Origin of the sequence: Aeromonas sp. R7-5 (assembly GCF_040908015.1) — a bacterium.
Taxonomy (GTDB): Bacteria; Pseudomonadota; Gammaproteobacteria; order Enterobacterales; family Aeromonadaceae; genus Aeromonas; species Aeromonas caviae.
Genome location: NZ_JBFOCZ010000028.1, coordinates 42193 through 60670, shown reverse-complemented (window position 1 = coordinate 60670; position 18478 = coordinate 42193). Strand labels below are relative to the sequence as shown.

Annotated in this window: 16 protein-coding genes; 6 read left to right on the top strand and 10 right to left on the bottom strand. The window is 64.4% G+C overall.

Annotated elements, in window-relative coordinates:
* Positions 1–89 precede the first annotated feature (89 nt).
* Together AB5Y53_RS12005 and AB5Y53_RS12000 are read right to left on the bottom strand one after the other, a co-directional pair.
* On the bottom strand, positions 90–623 hold the full coding sequence (locus AB5Y53_RS12005) for an ATP--cob(I)alamin adenosyltransferase (RefSeq protein WP_042016441.1): 534 nt from the start codon (positions 621–623) through the stop codon (positions 90–92).
* Between the two features lie 94 nt (positions 624–717).
* Complete coding sequence (locus AB5Y53_RS12000; RefSeq protein WP_319890748.1) at positions 718–1839, bottom strand: DUF5610 domain-containing protein; 1122 nt, start codon at positions 1837–1839, stop codon at positions 718–720.
* Positions 1840–2008: 169 nt separating this feature from the next.
* On the opposite strand from AB5Y53_RS12000, the gene trmA reads away from it, so the two are divergent.
* The 4 genes from trmA to AB5Y53_RS11980 all read left to right on the top strand — a co-directional run bounded on the left by trmA (position 2009) and on the right by AB5Y53_RS11980 (position 5802).
* Entirely contained in the window at positions 2009–3142 is a 1134-nt protein-coding gene (trmA, locus tag AB5Y53_RS11995; RefSeq protein WP_368182126.1) for a tRNA (uridine(54)-C5)-methyltransferase TrmA, read from the top strand.
* Positions 3143–3415: 273 nt separating this feature from the next.
* Positions 3416–4123, top strand: a complete 708-nt coding sequence (rstA, locus tag AB5Y53_RS11990; RefSeq protein WP_010676073.1) for a two-component system response regulator RstA — start codon at positions 3416–3418, stop codon at positions 4121–4123.
* 116 nt (positions 4124–4239) lie between these two features.
* Positions 4240–5565: a two-component system sensor histidine kinase RstB gene (gene rstB, locus AB5Y53_RS11985; RefSeq protein WP_368182124.1), complete on the top strand. Its 1326-nt coding sequence runs from the start codon at positions 4240–4242 to the stop codon at positions 5563–5565.
* A gap of 54 nt (positions 5566–5619) precedes the next feature.
* The gene (locus AB5Y53_RS11980; RefSeq protein WP_010676075.1) at positions 5620–5802 is read left to right on the top strand and encodes a hypothetical protein; all 183 of its coding nucleotides are present in this window, start codon (positions 5620–5622) and stop codon (positions 5800–5802) included.
* Between the two features lie 73 nt (positions 5803–5875).
* Here AB5Y53_RS11980 and AB5Y53_RS11975 read toward each other — a convergent pair whose 3' ends face one another.
* The 3 genes from AB5Y53_RS11975 to rpmE all read right to left on the bottom strand — a co-directional run bounded on the left by AB5Y53_RS11975 (position 5876) and on the right by rpmE (position 9077).
* Entirely contained in the window at positions 5876–7132 is a 1257-nt protein-coding gene (locus tag AB5Y53_RS11975) for a malic enzyme-like NAD(P)-binding protein (RefSeq protein WP_103243917.1), read from the bottom strand.
* Positions 7133–7311: 179 nt separating this feature from the next.
* Complete coding sequence (locus AB5Y53_RS11970; RefSeq protein WP_042864746.1) at positions 7312–8745, bottom strand: DUF2867 domain-containing protein; 1434 nt, start codon at positions 8743–8745, stop codon at positions 7312–7314.
* A 116-nt stretch (positions 8746–8861) separates the two neighbouring features.
* Positions 8862–9077, bottom strand: a complete 216-nt coding sequence (gene rpmE, locus AB5Y53_RS11965) for a 50S ribosomal protein L31 (RefSeq protein WP_010676078.1) — start codon at positions 9075–9077, stop codon at positions 8862–8864.
* A 147-nt stretch (positions 9078–9224) separates the two neighbouring features.
* On the opposite strand from rpmE, the gene priA reads away from it, so the two are divergent.
* Positions 9225–11432, top strand: coding sequence for a primosomal protein N' (gene priA / locus AB5Y53_RS11960; RefSeq protein ID WP_368182122.1), 2208 nt, complete (start codon positions 9225–9227; stop codon positions 11430–11432).
* On the opposite strand, the gene AB5Y53_RS11955 is transcribed toward priA, so the two are convergent.
* The gene (locus tag AB5Y53_RS11955; RefSeq protein ID WP_368182120.1) at positions 11429–11968 is read right to left on the bottom strand and encodes a TetR/AcrR family transcriptional regulator; all 540 of its coding nucleotides are present in this window, start codon (positions 11966–11968) and stop codon (positions 11429–11431) included. The genes priA and AB5Y53_RS11955 overlap by 4 nt on opposite strands.
* A gap of 150 nt (positions 11969–12118) precedes the next feature.
* Between AB5Y53_RS11955 and AB5Y53_RS11950 the strand changes: the two genes are divergently transcribed.
* Positions 12119–12514: an HPP family protein gene (locus AB5Y53_RS11950; protein WP_041201741.1), complete on the top strand. Its 396-nt coding sequence runs from the start codon at positions 12119–12121 to the stop codon at positions 12512–12514.
* Between the two features lie 52 nt (positions 12515–12566).
* On the opposite strand, the gene ompA is transcribed toward AB5Y53_RS11950, so the two are convergent.
* The 4 genes from ompA to AB5Y53_RS11930 form a co-directional block, all read right to left on the bottom strand.
* Positions 12567–13697 (bottom strand): porin OmpA, encoded by a 1131-nt coding sequence (ompA, locus tag AB5Y53_RS11945; RefSeq protein ID WP_368182119.1) that lies wholly within the window; start codon positions 13695–13697, stop codon positions 12567–12569.
* Positions 13698–13945: 248 nt separating this feature from the next.
* Complete coding sequence (ilvA, locus tag AB5Y53_RS11940; RefSeq protein ID WP_368182117.1) at positions 13946–15478, bottom strand: threonine ammonia-lyase, biosynthetic; 1533 nt, start codon at positions 15476–15478, stop codon at positions 13946–13948.
* A gap of 64 nt (positions 15479–15542) precedes the next feature.
* Complete coding sequence (gene ilvD, locus AB5Y53_RS11935) at positions 15543–17384, bottom strand: dihydroxy-acid dehydratase (protein WP_128273001.1); 1842 nt, start codon at positions 17382–17384, stop codon at positions 15543–15545.
* A 146-nt stretch (positions 17385–17530) separates the two neighbouring features.
* Complete coding sequence (locus AB5Y53_RS11930; protein WP_368182116.1) at positions 17531–18475, bottom strand: branched-chain amino acid transaminase; 945 nt, start codon at positions 18473–18475, stop codon at positions 17531–17533.
* Positions 18476–18478: the final 3 nt, after the last annotated feature.

Below are 18478 nucleotides of genomic sequence, written 5' to 3'. Positions count from 1 at the left end.
CTCCGCTGTCGGCACCATCCAAGTTTTAATAACTTTGCTTGATCGTCTTTGATCTTCTAGAAAAATAAAAGCCTTTTCAGTCATTTATATCAGTAGTTGATGCTGACATAGGGGACTTCAGTCACATCCCACGCCTGCTTGAGGTAGACGGTGAGCACGAAGAAGAAGTTGGCCAGCAGATTGGCGAAGCGATAGAGGATGGGATCGAAGCGCACGCCGCTCTCTTCCAGGCGTACCAGCAGACGCACCACCTTCTTGCTGCCACAGCGGCACAGGTGCAGGGTGGGAATGGGCTGGGGCCCCTGGGGCAGCACGAAGCCGGTCACCCGGCCGCGACTCGCCTCGTTGTAGTGATCGTACCGTCCCTTCAGCCAGTCCAGATCCTCCTCGAAGATGCCGAGCCGTCCCCGCACCGAGCCGTTGAGGTTGTAGATGAGCCGCTGCAGGGTCGCCAGATCCGCCATCACGGGCCGGGTATCCTCATCCGGCATCAGATGAGAGAGCACGGCCCCCACCTGGCAGCAGAGCTCGTCGGTGGCGATCTCGTAATCGCACTGGAACTGGGTTTCGAAGATGAAGGGGTAGCAGAGCTCGCGCTTGTCTCTTGGCTTCTTGGGGTTCATGGCATCGCCGGGCTGGGGAAAAGGGCAGTGTGCCAGCCCGGGGACGGGCTGGCAAACACCCCGCCCCCGTCGGCATCACGGGGGCGTCGCCAGACTAGCCGGTCGCCATCTGCTGGCCAAGCAGCCTCATGGCTTCCAGCATCCGCTGGTTGAAGCCCATGAAGCCTGCCCCCTGGGTCGCCCCGTCCTGACCCCGCGCCGCCAGCACGGTGGGCGTCAGCGCCTCCTGCTGGGAAGGGGGCAGCAGGGCGTCGGCCTGCTGCTGCAACCGGCTGAGCCTCGGCAGGTAGTCCGCCAGGGGCTTGAGGCTCTCCTGCAGGGAACTGGCCCCCTGGTAGGTCTGACTCAACTTGGCCGATTGCTTGAGCTTGAGGGAGTAGGAGACCAGCTGGCTGTCATCCAGTTGCAGCCCGCTCAGCCCGTCCGCCAGGGTCTTGCCGTCGCCCCCCTTGAAGAACTGCCCGGCCAGCTCGTCCAGCCCCTTGACCAGGGTGCCGATGGCATCCATCTCGGCACTGTCGAGATCCCCCTCCAGGGAGAAGTCGAAGCTCTGGCTCGACTTGAGGCTGAACTGGCTGCCACCCCCGTCGCTCTGGGACTTGAACTGCCAGCTGTCGCTGAAGCGCAGCATCACCTTGTCCCCGTCCCGGGTCTCGATCTCGAGGAGGGCCTGCTGGCGGCTGGCCATCCTGGCATCCCCCAGATCCGTGGTCGACACCTTGCCGAAGAACTCCTTCTCGAACTCGTCGAGCCCCTTCTGGATCAGCTTGTAGCTCTGATCCATGCCGGTCTTGATGTCCTCGTTGTCCGCCCAGTCACCGAGCTGCTTCCTGGCGTCACCGAAGCCCTTGTCCACCCCCTTGCGGGCCTGCTCCATCATCTTGGTCAGGTCGTCGTCGGACTTGCCGTCCGCACGGGCCGCGCCTATCCGCCCGGTGACGAACTGCAACACGTTGTCCGCCACCGACTGGAAATCGAACAGGGTCTCCGGGGTGATCTCCTGGGGTTCCTGCACCTTGGGTGCCTTGTAGCCCTGGCCATTGATCTCCAGCGCAAATTGCAGCGCCTGCTGGATCAGCACCTGGGCCCATTTCGGGGGCTTGTTCAGGGAGACCTCATCCCCCTTGTCCGCCGTTTTCGACTCCGTCTGTTGAGGCGATTTGGGAGCAATGCCCACTCCCTTGGGTTGGGCTGCGCCCATGCCATCAATTTGCATCATTACTCTCCCGCCTATAGTGGTGGATCGGTTATCGGCCCGACTGGCCACTTCTTGACCACAAAAAACTTGGACAATCCGCAACGGCCTTTTAAAATCCCCACCCTTTGGTTGGCTGCGGCCTTCCCCCGGTCTTTCCCCGGCTCAGCCCGGTGCATGCGAGGTATCCATGACTCAATCCCAGCCATCTTCCGCCGACGCCCAGGGCAGACGGACTCCTGCCGACTACCAGGCCCAGCTCGACGAGAAGCGCGATCGCCTCACCCAGCTGTTCGCCCCCTTCAATCCGCCTGCGCTGGAGCTGCACGCCTCTCCCGCCGAGCACTACCGGATGCGCGCCGAGTTCCGGATCTGGCATGAGGGGGACGACCTCTTCCACTGCATGTATGCACCGGCCACCAAGGAGATTATCCGGGTCGACAGCTTCCCCACCGCCAGCCTGCTCATCAACCGACTGATGCCGGTGCTGCTGGCCGGGCTGCGCCCGCACCCCGTGCTGCGCAAGAAGCTGTTCCAGATAGACTACCTCTCCACCCAGTCCGGCCAGATCTGCGTCAGCCTGCTCTACCACCGCAAGCTGGAAGCCGAGTGGCAGCAGGCCGCCGAGGCCCTGCAGACCGACCTGCAGGCCAAGGGGTTCGAGCTGCAACTGATTGGCCGCGCCCACAAGCAGAAGATCTGTCTCGGGGATGACTTCGTCATCGAACGCCTGACCGTGCAGGGGCGCGAGCTGGTCTACAAGCAGGTGGAAAACAGCTTCACCCAGCCCAACGCCGCCATCAACGAACAGATGCTGGGCTGGGCCCTGGACGTGACCAAAGAGAGCGAGGGCGACCTGCTGGAGCTCTACTGCGGCAACGGCAACTTCTCCATCGCCCTGGCGCAGAACTTTCGCAAAGTGCTGGCCACCGAGATCGCCAAGCCGAGCGTGGACTCCGCCCAGTTCAACATCGCCGCCAACGGTGTCGACAACCTGATCATCCTGCGTATGTCGGCGGAGGAGTTCACCATGGCGATGCGCGGTGAGCGGGAGTTCAACCGCCTCAAGGGGGTCGATCTTCGCGCCTACCAGTGCAACACCATCTTCGTCGACCCGCCCCGGGCCGGTCTGGACGACGCCACCGTCAAGCTGGTGCAGGATTACGACAACATCCTCTACATCTCCTGCAACCCCGAGACCCTGCAGGCCAACATGCAGGTGCTCGGCGAAACCCACGAGATCGCCCGCTTCGCCCTGTTCGACCAGTTCCCCTGGACCCACCACATGGAAGCCGGGGTGTACCTGAAGCGCAAGGGCGGCTGATCCGGGCGGTTCCCCGGCTGCCCCATGGCAGCCGGGGCCGCTATGGCCGCTTTGGCAACTAAAGGGCGCGGACCCTGCCTCATCGGGCGCCCCGACCCGCCACGGGACAAGTGGGGGCGGCCCGATACCAACCGATTCATCCTGTCCCCCCTTCTCCCCCGGGAGAAGGGGCAAAAACCCCCGCATTGATTAGTTATCCCGGTGCAGAGCGCGGACGCAGCCGTTATGCTGGCGACACGCCCACTCACGCCATGACCGGGGAACCACGCCACCATGCCACGCGTTCTGTTTGTTGAAGACGATCCCGAGATAGGCCAGCTCATCAGCAGCTGGCTCGGTCGCCACGACATCGAGGTGCTGCTGGAGACCCGGGGTGACCGGGCCCTCGACAGGGCCCTGGCCGAGCAGCCTGATCTGGTGCTGCTTGACATCATGCTGCCGGGGCAGGATGGCCTCTCCCTGTGCCGGGATCTGCGCCCGCGCTTTGCCGGCCCCATCGTCATGCTCACTTCGCTCGACAGCGACATGAACCAGATCCTGAGCCTGGAGCTGGGGGCCAACGACTACATCCTCAAGACCACGCCCCCCCCGGTGCTGCTGGCCCGGCTGCGAGTCCAGTTTCGCCAGCAGGGGCAGAGCCAGCAGGCCGTGGTCCCCGCCGCCCCGCCCCAGCGCCTGCAGTTCGGCCGCCTCCAGATAGACGGCCCGGGTCGGGACGTGCGCCTTGATGGAGAGAGCATTCCCCTCTCCACCGCCGATTTCGACCTCCTGTGGGAGCTGGCCTGCCACGCGGGCCAGATCCTGGGGCGGGAGGCGCTGTTTCGCAGCCTGCGGGGGCGCGACTACGACGGCCAGGATCGCAGCATGGACGTGGCCATCTCCCGTCTGCGCCGCCGGCTCGGGGATGACAGCAACAACCCGACCCGTATCAAGACGGTGCGCCAGAAAGGTTACCTGCTAGTACCCCAGGCCTGGGAATAAGCCCCGCCGAATGACCTTGATGCTCTCAGCGCCCTTCTCCCCTTGCGGGAGAAGGGTTGGGGATGAGGGGCAACAAGGCAATGTCCAGACGCAATCCAGGCAAGAGGAGAGCCCCGATGCGACGCCTGTTTATCCAGTTCTATCTGCTGCTGATAGGCTGCTTCACCCTCGCCATTCTGCTCATCGGGCTGGTCTATCAGGTCAGTGCAGAGCGGGCGGGGGACCGTTATCTGGAGCGGATGATGCAAGGCTCCCTCGGCCTGCTCACTGGCGAGCTGGCCCGGCTGCCGCCGGAACACTGGGCCACCCGCACCGGCGAGCAGAGCCGCCAGCTCAATCTGCCGCTGCAGATCGGTGTCCTCGCCAACCAGCCCCTGGCCAGCGAGGATCAGGCCTTCCTCGAGGCGGGCAACATCGTCATCGTCGAAGAGGATGACACCTTCCTGCAGCGCATCCCGAACACCGACAAGGTGCTGATCGTCGGTCCCGTCCCCTACCTCTCCTACCTGCACGAGCTGCACTGGGTGGACGTGGGGCTGCTGCTGCTCATCGGCCTTTCCCTCGGCCTGCCCATCCTGCTCTGGCTGCGCCCCCACTGGCGCGGCCTGCAACAGCTCGAACAGACCGCCCGCCGGGTCGGCGACGGGGATCTCTCTTGTCGCACCGGTTTGCCGCCCGGCAGCAGCCTGGGCCGGGTCGGCCGCACCTTCGACCAGATGGCGGAGCAGTTGCAGGCCATGCTGGCCAGTCGCAAGCAGTTGACCGACGCCATCGCCCACGAGTTGCGCTCCCCCCTGGTGCGGCTGCGCTATCGCCTCGCCATGCTGGCCGAGCCTCCCTCACCCGAGGAGCAGCAGGGATTGGAGCGGGACCTCGGCGCCCTCGATGCCCTCATCGAGGAGATGCTCACCTATGCCAGGCTCGATCGCCCCGAACTGCCGCTGCAATGCAGCGATCTGGAGCTCGGCAGCTGGGCCGGCAGCCGCCTGGCCGACTGGCAGGCCCTGCGACCGGACAAGCGGCTCGACTTCGTGCGCCCGGCCATGGCTCTGCCCTGGCGCGGCGACACCCGATTGCTGGACCGGGCGCTGGAGAACCTCATCGGCAACGCCCTGCGCCATGCCACCAGCCAGGCAAGCCTCTGCATAGCGCGACAGGGGGACGACTATCTGCTGGAGGTGGCCGACGATGGCCCCGGCATCGATCCCGCGCTGGCCCCGCAGATCTTCGAGCCCTTCGTGCGCCTAGATCAGAGCCGGGACAGACGCACCGGCGGCGCCGGGCTGGGGCTGGCCATCGTGCGCAGCATCGCCCACCACCACGGCGGCGAGGTGCAACTGCTGCCAAGCAGCAGCGGTGCCCGTTTCTGCCTGATCCTGCCCGTACATTTGGATACAAACCGTCACCAGTCGCTCACTGAACCGCAGGTCGAACAGCCCTAGGATGAAGTCATGGAGAAACGCTCCATGTCATCAAACCGAACGAGGAACTGGAATATGAACAAGCTGATCCCCCTGACTCTGGCCGCTGTCTTCGCCCTGACCTCCGGCTTCACCATGGCCGCCACCCCGACCAAGGCCGCCGCTCCCCACGCCACCCAGACCAAGGTCGTGAAAAAGCATCACAAGGCTGCCCACGCCAAGGCGCCGGCCGTCAAGGTTGCCCCCAAGACCAAGTAAGCTGCCCGCTTCCACCATGAAAAAGGGGCCCCCGACAGGGGGCCCCTTCTGTTTTTTACGCGCTTGCCGTGACTCAACCCAGCATGTAATCCGCCGGCAGTTCGATGCGGGCCACCCCGGAGGCAACCGCCGCCAGTGCCACGGCACGGGCAACCCGCGGCAGCAGGCGGGCATCCATGGGCTTGGGAATGACGTAATCTTTGCCGAAGGCGAGTTCACTCACGCCAGCGGCGGTCAGCACCTCGGCGGGCACCGGCTCCTTGGCCAGAGCCCGGATAGCCTCCACTGCCGCGATCTTCATGGCATCGTTGATGCGGCTGGCACGGGCGTCGAGGGCGCCGCGGAAGATGAAGGGGAAGCAGAGCACGTTGTTGATCTGGTTCGGGTAGTCCGAGCGGCCGGTACCCATGATGAGGTCACCGCGCACTCCGTGAGCCAGGGCAGGCTTGATCTCGGGGTCCGGGTTGGAGCAGGCGAAGATCACCGGGTTGGGGGCCATCAGGGCCACCGCCTCGGCGGGCAGTACGTCCGGGCCGGAGACGCCGACGAAGACGTCAGCCCCGTCGATCACCTCCATCAGGGTGCGCAGGGGGGTGTCGTTGGCGAAACGCTGCTTGTACTGGTTGAGATCGGTGCGGCCGCTGTGGATCACACCCTGGCGGTCCAGCATGAAGATGTTGTGCGGCGCAGCCCCGCACTTGATCAGCAGATCCATGCAGGCGGTGGCGGCGGCGCCGGCGCCCATGCAGACGATGCGGCTGGTACCAATCTCCTTGCCCTGCACTTCCAGCGCGTTGAGCAGCCCGGCGGCGGTGACGATGGCGGTACCGTGCTGGTCATCGTGGAACACCGGGATGTCGCAGCGAGCGATCAGCGCCTCTTCAATTTCGAAGCACTCGGGGGCCTTGATGTCTTCCAGGTTGATGCCGCCAAAGGTGTCGGCGATGGCGGCCACCGTATCGATGAACTGGGCGCTGGTCTCGTGCTTCACCTCGATGTCGATGGCGTCGATGCCGGCAAAGCGCTTGAACAGCAGGGCCTTGCCCTCCATCACCGGCTTGGAGGCCAGCGGGCCCAGATTGCCCAGCCCCAGGATGGCGGTGCCGTTGGAGATGACGGCCACCAGGTTGCCCTTGCCGGTGTAGCGGTAGGCATCGGCCGGATTGGCGGCGATCTCGCGTACCGGTTCGGCAACGCCCGGGCTGTAGGCCAGCGCCAGATCGCGAGCGGTCTCGGCGGGCTTGGTGAGGGCGATGGCGATTTTGCCCGGAACGGGTTGGGCGTGGTAGTCGAGTGCCTGTTGGCGGAGATCGTGCTGCTGATCGGACATGGGGGACCCCGATACGGAAATGAATGAGTGATGCGTTGGCTCGCCGACGGGCAAGGGCTGAGGATCATAAAGAAATCCCCCGCCCTTTCACAGCATAAAATATCGCTGGATAGCAATGACAGACTAGTCAGCAGCATGTCATGCCACCCAAAACTACCCAATTAGTTATAGATTCGATTTCAATCCATGACTGGAATGCCGGCTTTTGCCTCTGCCTGCCGGGCGATGGCCTCCGTCATCCCCTGGAAGATGAAGAGGTGGAACGGCAGCATGGCGAGCCAGTAGGCCAGCCCCCAGGCACCCTGCGGATGCCAGTGGGCCGTCACCCGCAGCCGGGTCAGGCCGGACTCCAGGGGCTGAATGTTGAACTCCAGCCGACCGACGCCGGGGGCCTTCATGTTGAACAGCAGATCCAGCCTGCGTCCTTCATCCACCCCGAGGATCTGCCAGGAGTCCAGCATGTCCCCCTTCACGAAGCGATCCGGGTTGGTGCGTCCCCGGGTCCGGGCCGGGCCGCCGATCAGATGATCCATCCATTCGCGCACCACCCACAGCTCGTTCATGTAGAAGTAGCGCTGCTCGCCCCCCAGCTGCTGCAGCACCTGCCACACCACCTCGGGGGCGGCGAGGCAATCCGCCTCCCCGCTGGCGGTGCGGTCGTAGAAGCCATACTCGGGATGACGCCAGCGCAGACCCAGGGGCGTCTCCTCCCCGTGCTGCTCGGCACCGAGCCTCTGCTCCAGCGCCAGGCTCTCCGCCAGCGCCTCGTCGAAGCTGAGCAGATGCTGGGGCAACAGGGCGCGCAAGGGGCCATCATCCGCCGGGATGTCGTGCTTGAGCCCCCCCACCAGCGCCTTGGCGATGGGTTGGGGAACCGAGGTGGCGAACTGCAGCCACCAGGCGGAGAGCCGGGGGCTCAAAAAAGGTATCGGAATGATGGGGCAGCGTTTGCCGATATGGGTGGCGAACTTCTGGAGCTGCTGCTGGTAGCTGAGCAGCTCGGGGCCGGCCGCATTGAAGATCTGGCCATCCACCCCGTCGGCTTCCACCAGCCCGCCCAGATAGTGCAAGAGGTTGGAGAGGGCAATGGGGGGCGTGCGGGAGCGCACCCACTTGGGCGTCACCATCATGGGCAGGTTGTACACCAGATCCCGCATCACCTCGAACGCCGCCGAGCCGGGGCCTATGATGATGCCGGCACGCAGCTCTACCGTGGGCACCCCTGCGCTGCGAAACAGCTCGCCACAGTAGCGCCGGGAGTTGAGGTGGCGACTGTTGCAGGGCTCGGGCTGGATGGCGCCGAGATAGACGATGCGGCGCACCCCGGCGGCACGGGCGGCGGCGGCGAAATTCTTCACTCCCTGCTGCTCCAGCCGATGAAAACCGGCCCCCGCCCCCATGGCGTGTACCAGATAGAAGACGGTGTCGACCCCCGCCAGCGCAGGGGGCAGGGTGGCAGGCTTGAGGCTGTCGGCGAGGCGAAACGCCACCCCCTCCGGCAGACGGCAGGGACGACGGGCCCCGGCGATGACCCTGTACCCCAGACCCTGCAGATGAGGCACCAGGTAGGATCCTATGTACCCGGCAGCTCCCATCACCAGACATGTGCGCATCGGCTCTTCTCCCTTGGTTGAGCCAACACCATAGGGCAAAGCGGGGAATTACAGAATGGCGGCCAATAAAAAAGGCACCCGATGGGCGCCTTTTTCAGAATTCTTCAGAAGCAAGATTACTTCTTGGAGGTCAAGCCACCGAAACGCTTGTTGAACTTGTCTACGCGGCCGCCGCTAGAAACTTCTTTCTGCTTGCCGGTGTAGAACGGGTGGCACTCGGAGCACACGTCCAGGTTCAGATCTTTACCGATGGTAGAGAAGGTGTTGATGACGTTACCGCAAGAGCACTTGGCGGTGATGGCTACGTAGTCAGGATGGATACCAGCTTTCATGGACAACCTCAATTATCAGGCCGTGTCGCCATCCGATCTCTTGTCGGACACCACACGATTGTTGAACACAGTTTCAAAGGCTGCGAATAATATAGGAAACGCCTGAGATCAGGCAAGTGGCTTCGCAGAAAAAATAGGCAATCCCTGGTGAATTCTTCCCAAACGCTGGATCTGGTTCGTGTGGCTGTGCCGGTGCCGTTACGCCGTCATTTCGACTATCTCTCTCCCCTGCCCTTGCCTGCCCCCGGTTGCCGGGTCGAGATCCCGTTCGGCCCGCAGACCCTGGTCGGTCTGGTGGTGGATCACCCGACCGAGAGCCAGGTCCCCCGCAACAAATTAAAGCCCTTGAAGAGGGTGCTCGACAGCGCCCCCGTGCTGGGGCCCGACATCCTGGCGCTGATGGCCTGGAGCGCCGGTTACTACCAGCACCCGCTGGGGGAGGTACTGCCCCACGCCCTGCCGGTGCTGGTGCGCAAGGGGGAGCCCGCCGCCTATCGGGAGCTGGAGTTCTGGTTTGCCACCGAGGCCGGCATGGCCATCGACCTCAACGAGCTCAAGCGGGCGGCCAAGCAGCAGCAGGCCCTCGCCTTGCTGCGCAAGGGGCCGCAAACCCCCTCCGCCCTCAAACAGGAGGAGATCCAGAGCGCGGCCCTCACCGCGCTGGAGAAGAAGGGACTGCTGGAGAAGCGCTCGCTGGAGCCGAGCCATGATGGCGATTGGGCCACCCGCTTCGAGCCGGGTGAGGGGCTGCGCCTCAACGGCGAGCAGGCGCTGGCGGTGGCCGCCGTCACCAGCCAGAGCAACAAGTTCGGTGCCTTCCTGCTGGACGGCATCACGGGCTCCGGCAAGACCGAGGTTTACCTCAGCATCCTCGAGCCCCTGCTCAAGGCGGGCAAGCAGGCGCTGGTGATGGTGCCGGAAATCGGCCTCACCCCCCAGACCATCAACCGCTTCCGGCGCCGCTTCAACGTGCCCGTGGTGGCGATGAACTCCGCCATGAACGACAGGGAGCGGCTCGATGCCTGGCTGGCCTGCCGCGACGGTGGTGCCGCCATTCTGATCGGCACCCGATCCGCGGTGTTCACGCCGTTCAAGGACCTCGGCATCATCATCATCGACGAGGAGCACGACAGCTCCTTCAAGCAACAGGACGGCTTTCGCTACCACGCGCGGGATCTGGCGGTGATGCGGGCCCATCGCGCCGGCATTCCCATCCTGCTTGGATCTGCCACCCCGTCGCTGGAGACGCTGCACAACGCCCGCAGCGGCAAGTATCACCACCTCACGCTCACTCGCCGCGCTGGCAACGCCCAGACCGCTCGCCAGGTGATCCTGGATATCAAGAACGTGCGGCTGCAGGCGGGGCTCTCCCCCCAGCTGGAACAGCTGATGGCCGAGCACCTGGCGGCGGGCAACCAGGTGATGCTGTTTCTCAACCGTCGTGGCTATGCCCCGGCTCTTATCTGCCACCAGTGCGGCTGGAGTGCCGCCTGCGAGCGCTGTGACGCCTGGTACACCTGGCACCAGGCCGGGCGGCGGCTGCACTGCCACCACTGCGACAGCGTGCGCCCGCTGCCCCACCACTGTCCCGAGTGTGGCAGCAACGAGCTGATCGGCTCCGGGGTCGGCACCGAGCAGCTGGAGCAACTGCTTGGCACCGTGTTCCCGCAATATCCGGTGGTGCGCATCGACCGGGACAACACCCGCCGCAAGGGGGAGCTGGAGACCCATCTCGGCGACATCAAGGCGGGCAAGTACAAGATCCTGATCGGCACCCAGATGCTGGCCAAGGGCCACCACTTCCCGGATGTGACCCTGGTCGGACTGCTGGATGTGGATGGCGCCCTGTTCAGCGCCGATTTTCGCGCCGCCGAGAAGCTGGCCCAGCTCTACACCCAGGTGGCGGGCCGGGCTGGTCGTGCCAGCAAACCCGGGTTGGTGGTGCTGCAGAGCCACCATCCCGAGCACGCCCTGCTGCAGGATCTGACCCAGAACGGCTATGGCCACTTCGCCGACACGGCGCTGAAAGAGCGCCGCCTGCTGGGGCTGCCACCGTTCAGCCATCAGGGGCTGTTTCGGGCCGAGGCCAACGGCCGCGACGAGGTACAGCTGTTCCTCAGTCGCCTCGCCGATACCCTGCGCAGCGCCCGCTATCCCCAGGTGCAGGTGCTGGGGCCCATCAGCGGCTTCATGGAGCGCAAAGCGGGCAAGTTTCGCATGCAGCTGCTGGTGCAGGGGCCCAGCCGGGCACCGCTGGCCCAGTTGCTCGACTGGGCAGTGAAGGAGCTGGAGGGATGGCCCGAGACCAAGCGGGTGCGCTGGAGTCTGGATATCGACCCCACGGAACTGAACTAGCGCGGCTCTGCCAGCACGGCCCCCGCCAACACCCTGGCCTGTTCCAGAGCCAGGGGCTGCTGATAGCTGTGGGCCATCACCACGGCCCCTTCCAGCAGCAGGCATAACCCGGTGGCCTGCACCTCGGTGCATTCGAGGGCCTCCCTGACCCAGTTCAGCAACGCCCGCTTGTGGGCCACCACCAGCTTGCGCACCGGGTGGCGAGGATCGGAGAACTCGGCGCTCGCGTTGATGAAGTTGCAGCCGTAGAAGTCGCTGCGGCCAAACCAGTCGGCAAAGCCATCGAGCAGCGCCAGCAACCTGGCCTCCCGTCCCGACACCCCATCCATCCTGGCATCGAGCAGGGCAAAGAACTCCGCATCCCGCGCCATCAGCACGGCTTCGATCAACGCATCCTTGGTGGGGAAGTGGCGATAGAGGGTGCGTTTGGTACTGCCCGCCTCGGCCCAGATGCGATCGATGCCGGTGGCGTGAAAGCCGTGACGATTGAACAACCGATAGGCTGTCGTCATCAGCTGTTGCCGTTTGTCGCTCATGGTGAATTTCCTCTTGAAGTACACCGATCTGTCTACCTAATGTCGCAGGCTGGATCAAGTGATCCGGCACAGACAAGGAGACAGGAGATGGAAACAAGACGATGGCGAAGTGCCTGGCTGGCAGGGCTCGGTGCCTGCCTGGCCATAATGTTGCTCGGCTGGCTGGACATGAGCTGGCAGTCGACCCTGTTGATGGCACCGTTCGGGGCAAGCTGTGTGCTGCTCTTCTCCCTGCCGGACAGTCCGCTGGCCCGTCCGCAGAACGTGCTGGGAGGCCATCTGCTATCGGCCACCGTGGGGTTGGTGGTGCAATTGCTCCCGCTACCGATGGAGCTCAAGCTGGCGCTGGGTGTGGGCCTGTCCATTGCACTCATGCAGGGACTGGGGCTGATCCACCCACCCGCCGGAGCCAATCCACTGTTGATCCTGCTCACCACCCAGTCCTGGCCTTTCCTCTGGCAAACAGTGCTGCCCGGCGCCTTGCTGCTGATCATGGTGAGTCATTGCGCCAGGCGGCTGCAAACGTCACGACTCACACCCACATAAACAACGAGGGGGCCAAGGCCCCCTCGTTGTTTAATAGCAAGGCAAAGATGGCTTATTCGGCGACCTGGGAGACCCCGGTCAGGCGTACCTCGACCCGGCGATCCGGGGCCAGACAGGCGATCATCTGCGCCTTGGCGCCATCCGGGCAGCTGCCCCCGGTCACGGGCGAAGACTCTCCCCGCCCTTCGGCACGCACCTTGTCGGCAAACAATCCCTTGGCGATGAGATAATCCGCCACCGTGCGGGCACGCTGTTCGGAGAGGGACTGGTTGTAGCCCTCCGAGCCGATGCGGTCGGTATGACCGATCACCGTCGCCACCCCGTCTTTCGGATTGGCCGCCAGGATCTGGGCAAACAGGTTGTCGAGGGCCTGGCTGGCGGCTGGCTTCAGGGTCGCCTTGTTGAACTCGAACAGCACATCGGAATCCAGGCTGAACTGTTTCTCCACCAGCACGGGGGCCGGGGCGGGCGCAGGTTCGGGCGCAGGCGTTGGTGCCACCGGCTCGTCGCCGATCTGGCCGAAGCGATAGAGCATGCCGACCGACAGCAGGCCGTTGTCCATCTCGATGCCTGACTCGTCGAGGGAAGTCTTGCCAAGGGGTGTGGTGTACTGGTATTCGAGGCGGGCGGCCCAATCCTTGTCGATGGCGTATTCGACCCCCAGCGCCCCGACAAAGGCAGCACCATGATATTTGTTGCCCTCATGGGATTCGGAGAGGCTGCTGGTGCCATCGCTGGCCCTGACGTTGAGTGAGCTCTCGGTCCAGGCATAGGCCCCCCCGAGACGGCCGTAGATATCCAGTGCCGAGGTTGCAGGCAGGATGATCTTCATGGTGGCCTGCACCATCTGGGCCTTGGCCTCGCCATCGAGTGCGAAATCAACCCCGTTGCCCGAGTAGTGCTTGTCCACCTGATACTTGCCGAGCCAGTCATAGCCGAGCTCAACCGCCACGTTTCTGTTCACCTGATAACCGGCAAACAGCCCCAGACCGAGATCATCGCTGTTCTCGTTCACCTTGGTCGCATCGAACAGCTCTTCGACCTGAGCGTTGTAATCCACCCCGTAATAATTTGACCAGCCGGCCTTGCCGCCGACATACCAGGTGTTGTCCTGGGCGGCAGCCTGCACCGTCCCTGTTGCCATCAAAGCGCCGATCAGGACGGCGAGCATAGATCTGTTCATGGATGAGCCCCTGCAATGAATTGTTATGACGCGGCTGCGTCTCTCTTCCCTGACGGGGCCCTGAACCCAAGCCCCGCATTCAGATTATCCCATCTGCAACCAGCCTCAAACGACCAGGGACTCAGGAGTGTGATATTGGCGACATTATCAGCCACCGTGCCCCCAATCATGGGGGCCGACGCGTTGCCCATAAAAAAACGAAGAGCCGAGCTCTTCGTTTTTCATCTGGCAAGGGGATGGCTCCCCGCTCACTGACTGCCCTGGCTCGCCAAGAAGAGGCGGTAGGCGGGATCCTCGCTCACCTCTTTCCAGCCGTAGCCAATCTCGTGCAGGTAGTCGTGGAAGGCGGCCACGTCCTCGTCCGGCAGCTCGAAGGCGCAGAGCACCCGTCCATAGTCGGCGCCGTGGTTGCGGTAGTGGAACAGGCTGATGTTCCAGCGACAGCCCAGGGTCTCCAGGAAGCGCATCAGGGCCCCCGGCTGCTCCGGGAACTTGAAGCTGTAGAGGCGTTCACCGAGGGGCCGGGCCGGGCGGCCGCCAATCATGTAGCGCACGTGGTTCTTGGCCAGTTCGCTCTCGGTCATGTTGACCACCGGATAGCCGTTGCCGCCGAGCTGATCGATGATCTGGCCGAGCTCCTCGTCACCGCCGGTGAGGCGCACCGAGACGAACAGCGACGCCTGCTCCGCGTCCGCATAGCGATAGTTGAACTCGGTCACCATGCGGGGCCCGAGCTGACGGCAGAAGTCGAGGAAGGCCCCCTTGCGCTCGGGGATGGTCACCGCCAGCATGCCCTCGCGCTTCTCGCCAATCTCGCAGCGCTCGGAGACGTAGCGCAGGCTGTGGAAGTTGACGTTGGCGCCGGACAGAATGGCCGCCATCCGCCCTCCTTTCACCTGCTCTCGCTCGCTGTACGCTTTCAGACCCGCCAGCGACAAGGCCCCCGACGGCTCGGCGATGGCGCGGCAGTCATCGAAGATGTCTTTCAGGGCGGCGCAGATCTGGTCGTTGGAGACGGTCACCACCTCGTCCAGATACTGGTTGCACAGCCGGAAGGTCTCCTCACCGATGCGCTTGACCGCCACCCCGTCCGCAAACAGGGAGACCCGGTCCAGATTGACCGGCTCGCCGGCCGCCAGCGCCGCCTTGAGGCAGGCGGACCCCTCCGCCTCCACCCCGATCACCTTCACATCCGGCAGCAGCTGCTTGATGTAGACCGCCACCCCGGCGGCCAGGCCGCCGCCGCCCACCGGCACGAAGACGTGGGTGAGGTGGGTATCCTGCTCCAGCAGCTCCTTGCCGATGGTGCCCTGGCCCGCGATCACCTCGACGTCGTCGAACGGCGGGATCAGGGTGTAGCCCTCCAACTCGGCGAGTCGGCGGCTCTCGCCGTAGGCCTCATCAAAGCTGTTGCCAAACAGCATGACGTTGCCGCCCTGACGGCGCACCGCGTCGATTTTGATGTCCGGCGTGGTCTTGGGCATCACGATGATCGCCTTGATGCCGAGCTTGGCGGCCGACAGGGCGACCCCCTGGGCGTGGTTGCCGGCGGAGGCGGCGATGACGCCGCGCTCTTTCTGCTCCTGGGTCAGGGTGGCGATCTTGTGGTAGGCGCCGCGCAGCTTGAAGGAGTGAACCGGTTGCAAATCCTCCCGCTTCAGGCTGATGTGATTGCCGAGCCGCTCGGAGAGTTTCTTCAGGGTTTGCAAAGGGGTGACCCTCGCCGCCTCGTAGACGGGGGAGAGGAGTACCTTGCGTAGATAATCCGCCGCAGAGACCATGGTTTATACCCCCGTCTCGTGGCGAAGGGCGCGCAATGCGCCCATATCATAACTGTTCATTCTCTCACTCCCCCAGCAGGGTGCGGTCACGCACCGCGCCCTTGTCGGCGCTGGTGGCGAACATGGCGTAGGCGCGCAGGGCAAAGGAGACCTGACGCTGGCGATCGAGCGGCTTCCAGCCACGGGCTTCAACGGCAACGCGGCGGGCAGCCAGCACGCTGTCGGCCACCTCCAGCACCATGCTGCGGGCCGGGATGTCGATGTTGATGATGTCGCCATCCTCCACCAGACCGATAGTGCCACCAGAGGCCGCCTCCGGGGAGACATGGCCGATGGAGAGACCCGAGGTACCGCCGGAGAAGCGACCGTCGGTGATGAGGGCACACGCCTTGCCCAATCCCATGGATTTCAGATAGGTGGTGGGATAGAGCATCTCCTGCATGCCGGGGCCCCCTTTCGGGCCCTCGTAGCGGATCACCACCACTTCACCGGCTTTCACCGTGCCGTCCAGAATGCCGCTCACCGCGCTCTCCTGGCTCTCGAATACCCGGGCCGGGCCGCGGAAGGTGAGGTTCTCCTCGTCCACCCCGGCGGTCTTGACGATGGCCCCGTTGAGGGCGAGGTTGCCAGCGAGGACCGCCAGGCCACCTTCCTGGCTGTAGGCGTGATCGAAGGAGCGGATGCACCCCTCGGCGCGGTCCAGATCCAGCTCGGGCCAGCGGCAATCCTGACTGAACGCCTTGGTGGTACGGATGCCGGCAGGGCCTGCACGGTAGAAGTCGTGAACCCCCTTGTCATTGCTGCGGCTGACGTCATATTCGGCCAGCAGCTCCACCAAGGAGGTGCCCAGCACGTTGCGGGTATCCCCGTGCACCAGGCCCGCTTTTTCCAGCTGACCCAGGATGGCGACCACGCCGCCGGCGCGGTGCACGTCTTCCATGTGGTACTTCTGGGTGGAAGGCGCCACCTTGCACAGCTGGGGCACCTTGCGGGACATGCGGTCGATGTCGGCCATGGTGAAGTCGACACCCGCCTCCTGGGCTGCCGCCAGCAGGTGCAGCACGGTGTTGGTGGAGCCGCCCATGGCGATGTCGAGCGCCATGGCGTTCTCGAACGCCGCCTTGGTGGCGATGTTGCGCGGCAGTGCCGAGGCATCGTCCTGCTCATACCAGCGCTTGGCCAGAGTGACGATGCGCTGGCCCGCCAGCTTGAACAGCTGCTCGCGATCGGCGTGGGTTGCCAGCAGGGAGCCGTTGCCCGGCTGGGAGAGACCCAGTGCCTCGGTCAGGCAGTTCATGGAGTTGGCGGTGAACATGCCGGAGCAGGAGCCGCAGGTGGGGCAGGCACTGCGCTCGATCTGATCGCTCTGTGCATCGGAGACCTTGGGGTCGGCGCCCTGGATCATGGCGTCCACCAGATCCAGCTTGATGATCTGGTCGGAGAGCTTGGTCTTGCCCGCTTCCATGGGGCCGCCGGAGACGAAGATCACCGGGATGTTGATGCGCAGGGCAGCCATCAGCATCCCCGGGGTGATCTTGTCGCAGTTGGAGATGCAGACCATGGCGTCGGCACAGTGGGCGTTGACCATGTACTCCACCGAGTCGGCGATGAGTTCGCGGGACGGCAGGGAATAGAGCATGCCGCCGTGGCCCATGGCAATGCCGTCATCCACGGCGATGGTGTTGAACTCCTTCGCGACCCCGCCAGCCGCCTCGATTTCGCGGGCGACCAGCTGGCCCAGATCCTTGAGGTGGACGTGGCCCGGCACGAACTGGGTGAAAGAGTTGACCACGGCGATGATGGGCTTGCCGAAATCCTGATCGGTCATGCCGGTGGCACGCCAGAGGGCGCGGGCCCCGGCCATGTTACGTCCGTGGGTGGTGGTGGCGGATCTCAACTTCGGCATTGTCTCTACTCCCTGAATGCCCCTGGGGCGCATTGTCTTTCAACATGAATGTGTGATTCGCGGATCGGGAATCGATCCTGGTGAAGGCACCCCGGGGAGCCTTCACCGGAAGCGACTCGGGGAGGCGTAACGCCTCCCCGCTATCATCAGTCGTTGACCGGCGTCAGCCAGCCCCACTTGTCTTCGGTCTTGCCGTTGAACAGGCCGAAGAAGGCGTTCTGCAACTGCTCGGTCACCGGGCCACGGCAACCGGCGCCCACCTTCATCCGATCCACCGAGCGTACCGGGGTCACCTCGGCCGCCGTGCCGGTCATGAAGATTTCGTCTGCGACGTACAGCGCTTCACGGGGCAGCGCCTGCTCGCGTACCTCGTAACCCAAGTCGCGGGCCAGCGTCATGATGGTGTCGCGGGTGATGCCGGGCAGGATGGCGGCAGTGGCGGGCGGGGTGAACAGCACGCCGTTCTTCACCAGAAACAGGTTCTCCCCCGCCCCTTCGCTCAGATAGCCGTTCACATCCAGCGCCAGCCCCTCGGCGAAGCCGTTGCGCTTGGCCTCACGGCTGATGAGCTGGGAAGAGAGATAGTTGCCCCCCGCCTTGGCACCGGTCGGGATGGTGTTGGGAGCGAGCCGGTTCCAGGAGGTGACGCACACATCCACCCCGTTTTTCAGCCCCTCTTCTCCGAGGTAGGCGCCCCAGGGCAGGGCCGCGACCATGAGGTCGGCCTTGGCACCCAGCGGCGGATGCAGCCCCAGCCCCACGTTGCCGACAAAGGCCAGCGGGCGCAGGTAGCCGCTCTTCAGGCCGTTCTCGCGCACCACGGTGCGGCAGGCTTCATTCACTTCGGACTCGCTGTAGGGGACGTCCATCCAGTAGATCTTGGCGGAGTCGAACAGGCGGCGGGTGTGCTCCTGCAGGCGGAAGATGCAGGTCCCCTTGGGAGTGTCATAGGCCCGCACCCCCTCGAACACCGAGGATCCGTAGTGCAGGGCATGGCTCATGACATGCACCTGGGCATCCTGCCAGGGGACCAGCTTGCCGTTGAACCAGATGTATTGGGGGTGGGCGGCGGATTGGGAAGGCTGTGACATTGG

What these genes read in the sequence shown, in the direction of transcription:
- trmA (WP_368182126.1), top strand. Translation starts at nt 2,009, where the DNA reads ATGACTCAATCCCAGCCATCTTCCGCCGACGCCCAGGGCAGACGGACT.
- rstA (WP_010676073.1), top strand. Translation starts at nt 3,416, where the DNA reads ATGCCACGCGTTCTGTTTGTTGAAGACGATCCCGAGATAGGCCAGCTC.
- AB5Y53_RS12005 (WP_042016441.1), bottom strand. Translation starts at nt 623, where the DNA reads ATGAACCCCAAGAAGCCAAGAGACAAGCGCGAGCTCTGCTACCCCTTC.
- AB5Y53_RS12000 (WP_319890748.1), bottom strand. Translation starts at nt 1,839, where the DNA reads ATGCAAATTGATGGCATGGGCGCAGCCCAACCCAAGGGAGTGGGCATT.
- ilvA (WP_368182117.1), bottom strand. Translation starts at nt 15,478, where the DNA reads ATGGTCTCTGCGGCGGATTATCTACGCAAGGTACTCCTCTCCCCCGTC.
- rstB (WP_368182124.1), top strand. Translation starts at nt 4,240, where the DNA reads ATGCGACGCCTGTTTATCCAGTTCTATCTGCTGCTGATAGGCTGCTTC.
- rpmE (WP_010676078.1), bottom strand. Translation starts at nt 9,077, where the DNA reads ATGAAAGCTGGTATCCATCCTGACTACGTAGCCATCACCGCCAAGTGC.
- AB5Y53_RS11970 (WP_042864746.1), bottom strand. Translation starts at nt 8,745, where the DNA reads ATGCGCACATGTCTGGTGATGGGAGCTGCCGGGTACATAGGATCCTAC.
- AB5Y53_RS11980 (WP_010676075.1), top strand. Translation starts at nt 5,620, where the DNA reads ATGAACAAGCTGATCCCCCTGACTCTGGCCGCTGTCTTCGCCCTGACC.
- AB5Y53_RS11930 (WP_368182116.1), bottom strand. Translation starts at nt 18,475, where the DNA reads ATGTCACAGCCTTCCCAATCCGCCGCCCACCCCCAATACATCTGGTTC.
- AB5Y53_RS11955 (WP_368182120.1), bottom strand. Translation starts at nt 11,968, where the DNA reads ATGAGCGACAAACGGCAACAGCTGATGACGACAGCCTATCGGTTGTTC.
- ilvD (WP_128273001.1), bottom strand. Translation starts at nt 17,384, where the DNA reads ATGCCGAAGTTGAGATCCGCCACCACCACCCACGGACGTAACATGGCC.
- AB5Y53_RS11975 (WP_103243917.1), bottom strand. Translation starts at nt 7,132, where the DNA reads ATGTCCGATCAGCAGCACGATCTCCGCCAACAGGCACTCGACTACCAC.
- ompA (WP_368182119.1), bottom strand. Translation starts at nt 13,697, where the DNA reads ATGAACAGATCTATGCTCGCCGTCCTGATCGGCGCTTTGATGGCAACA.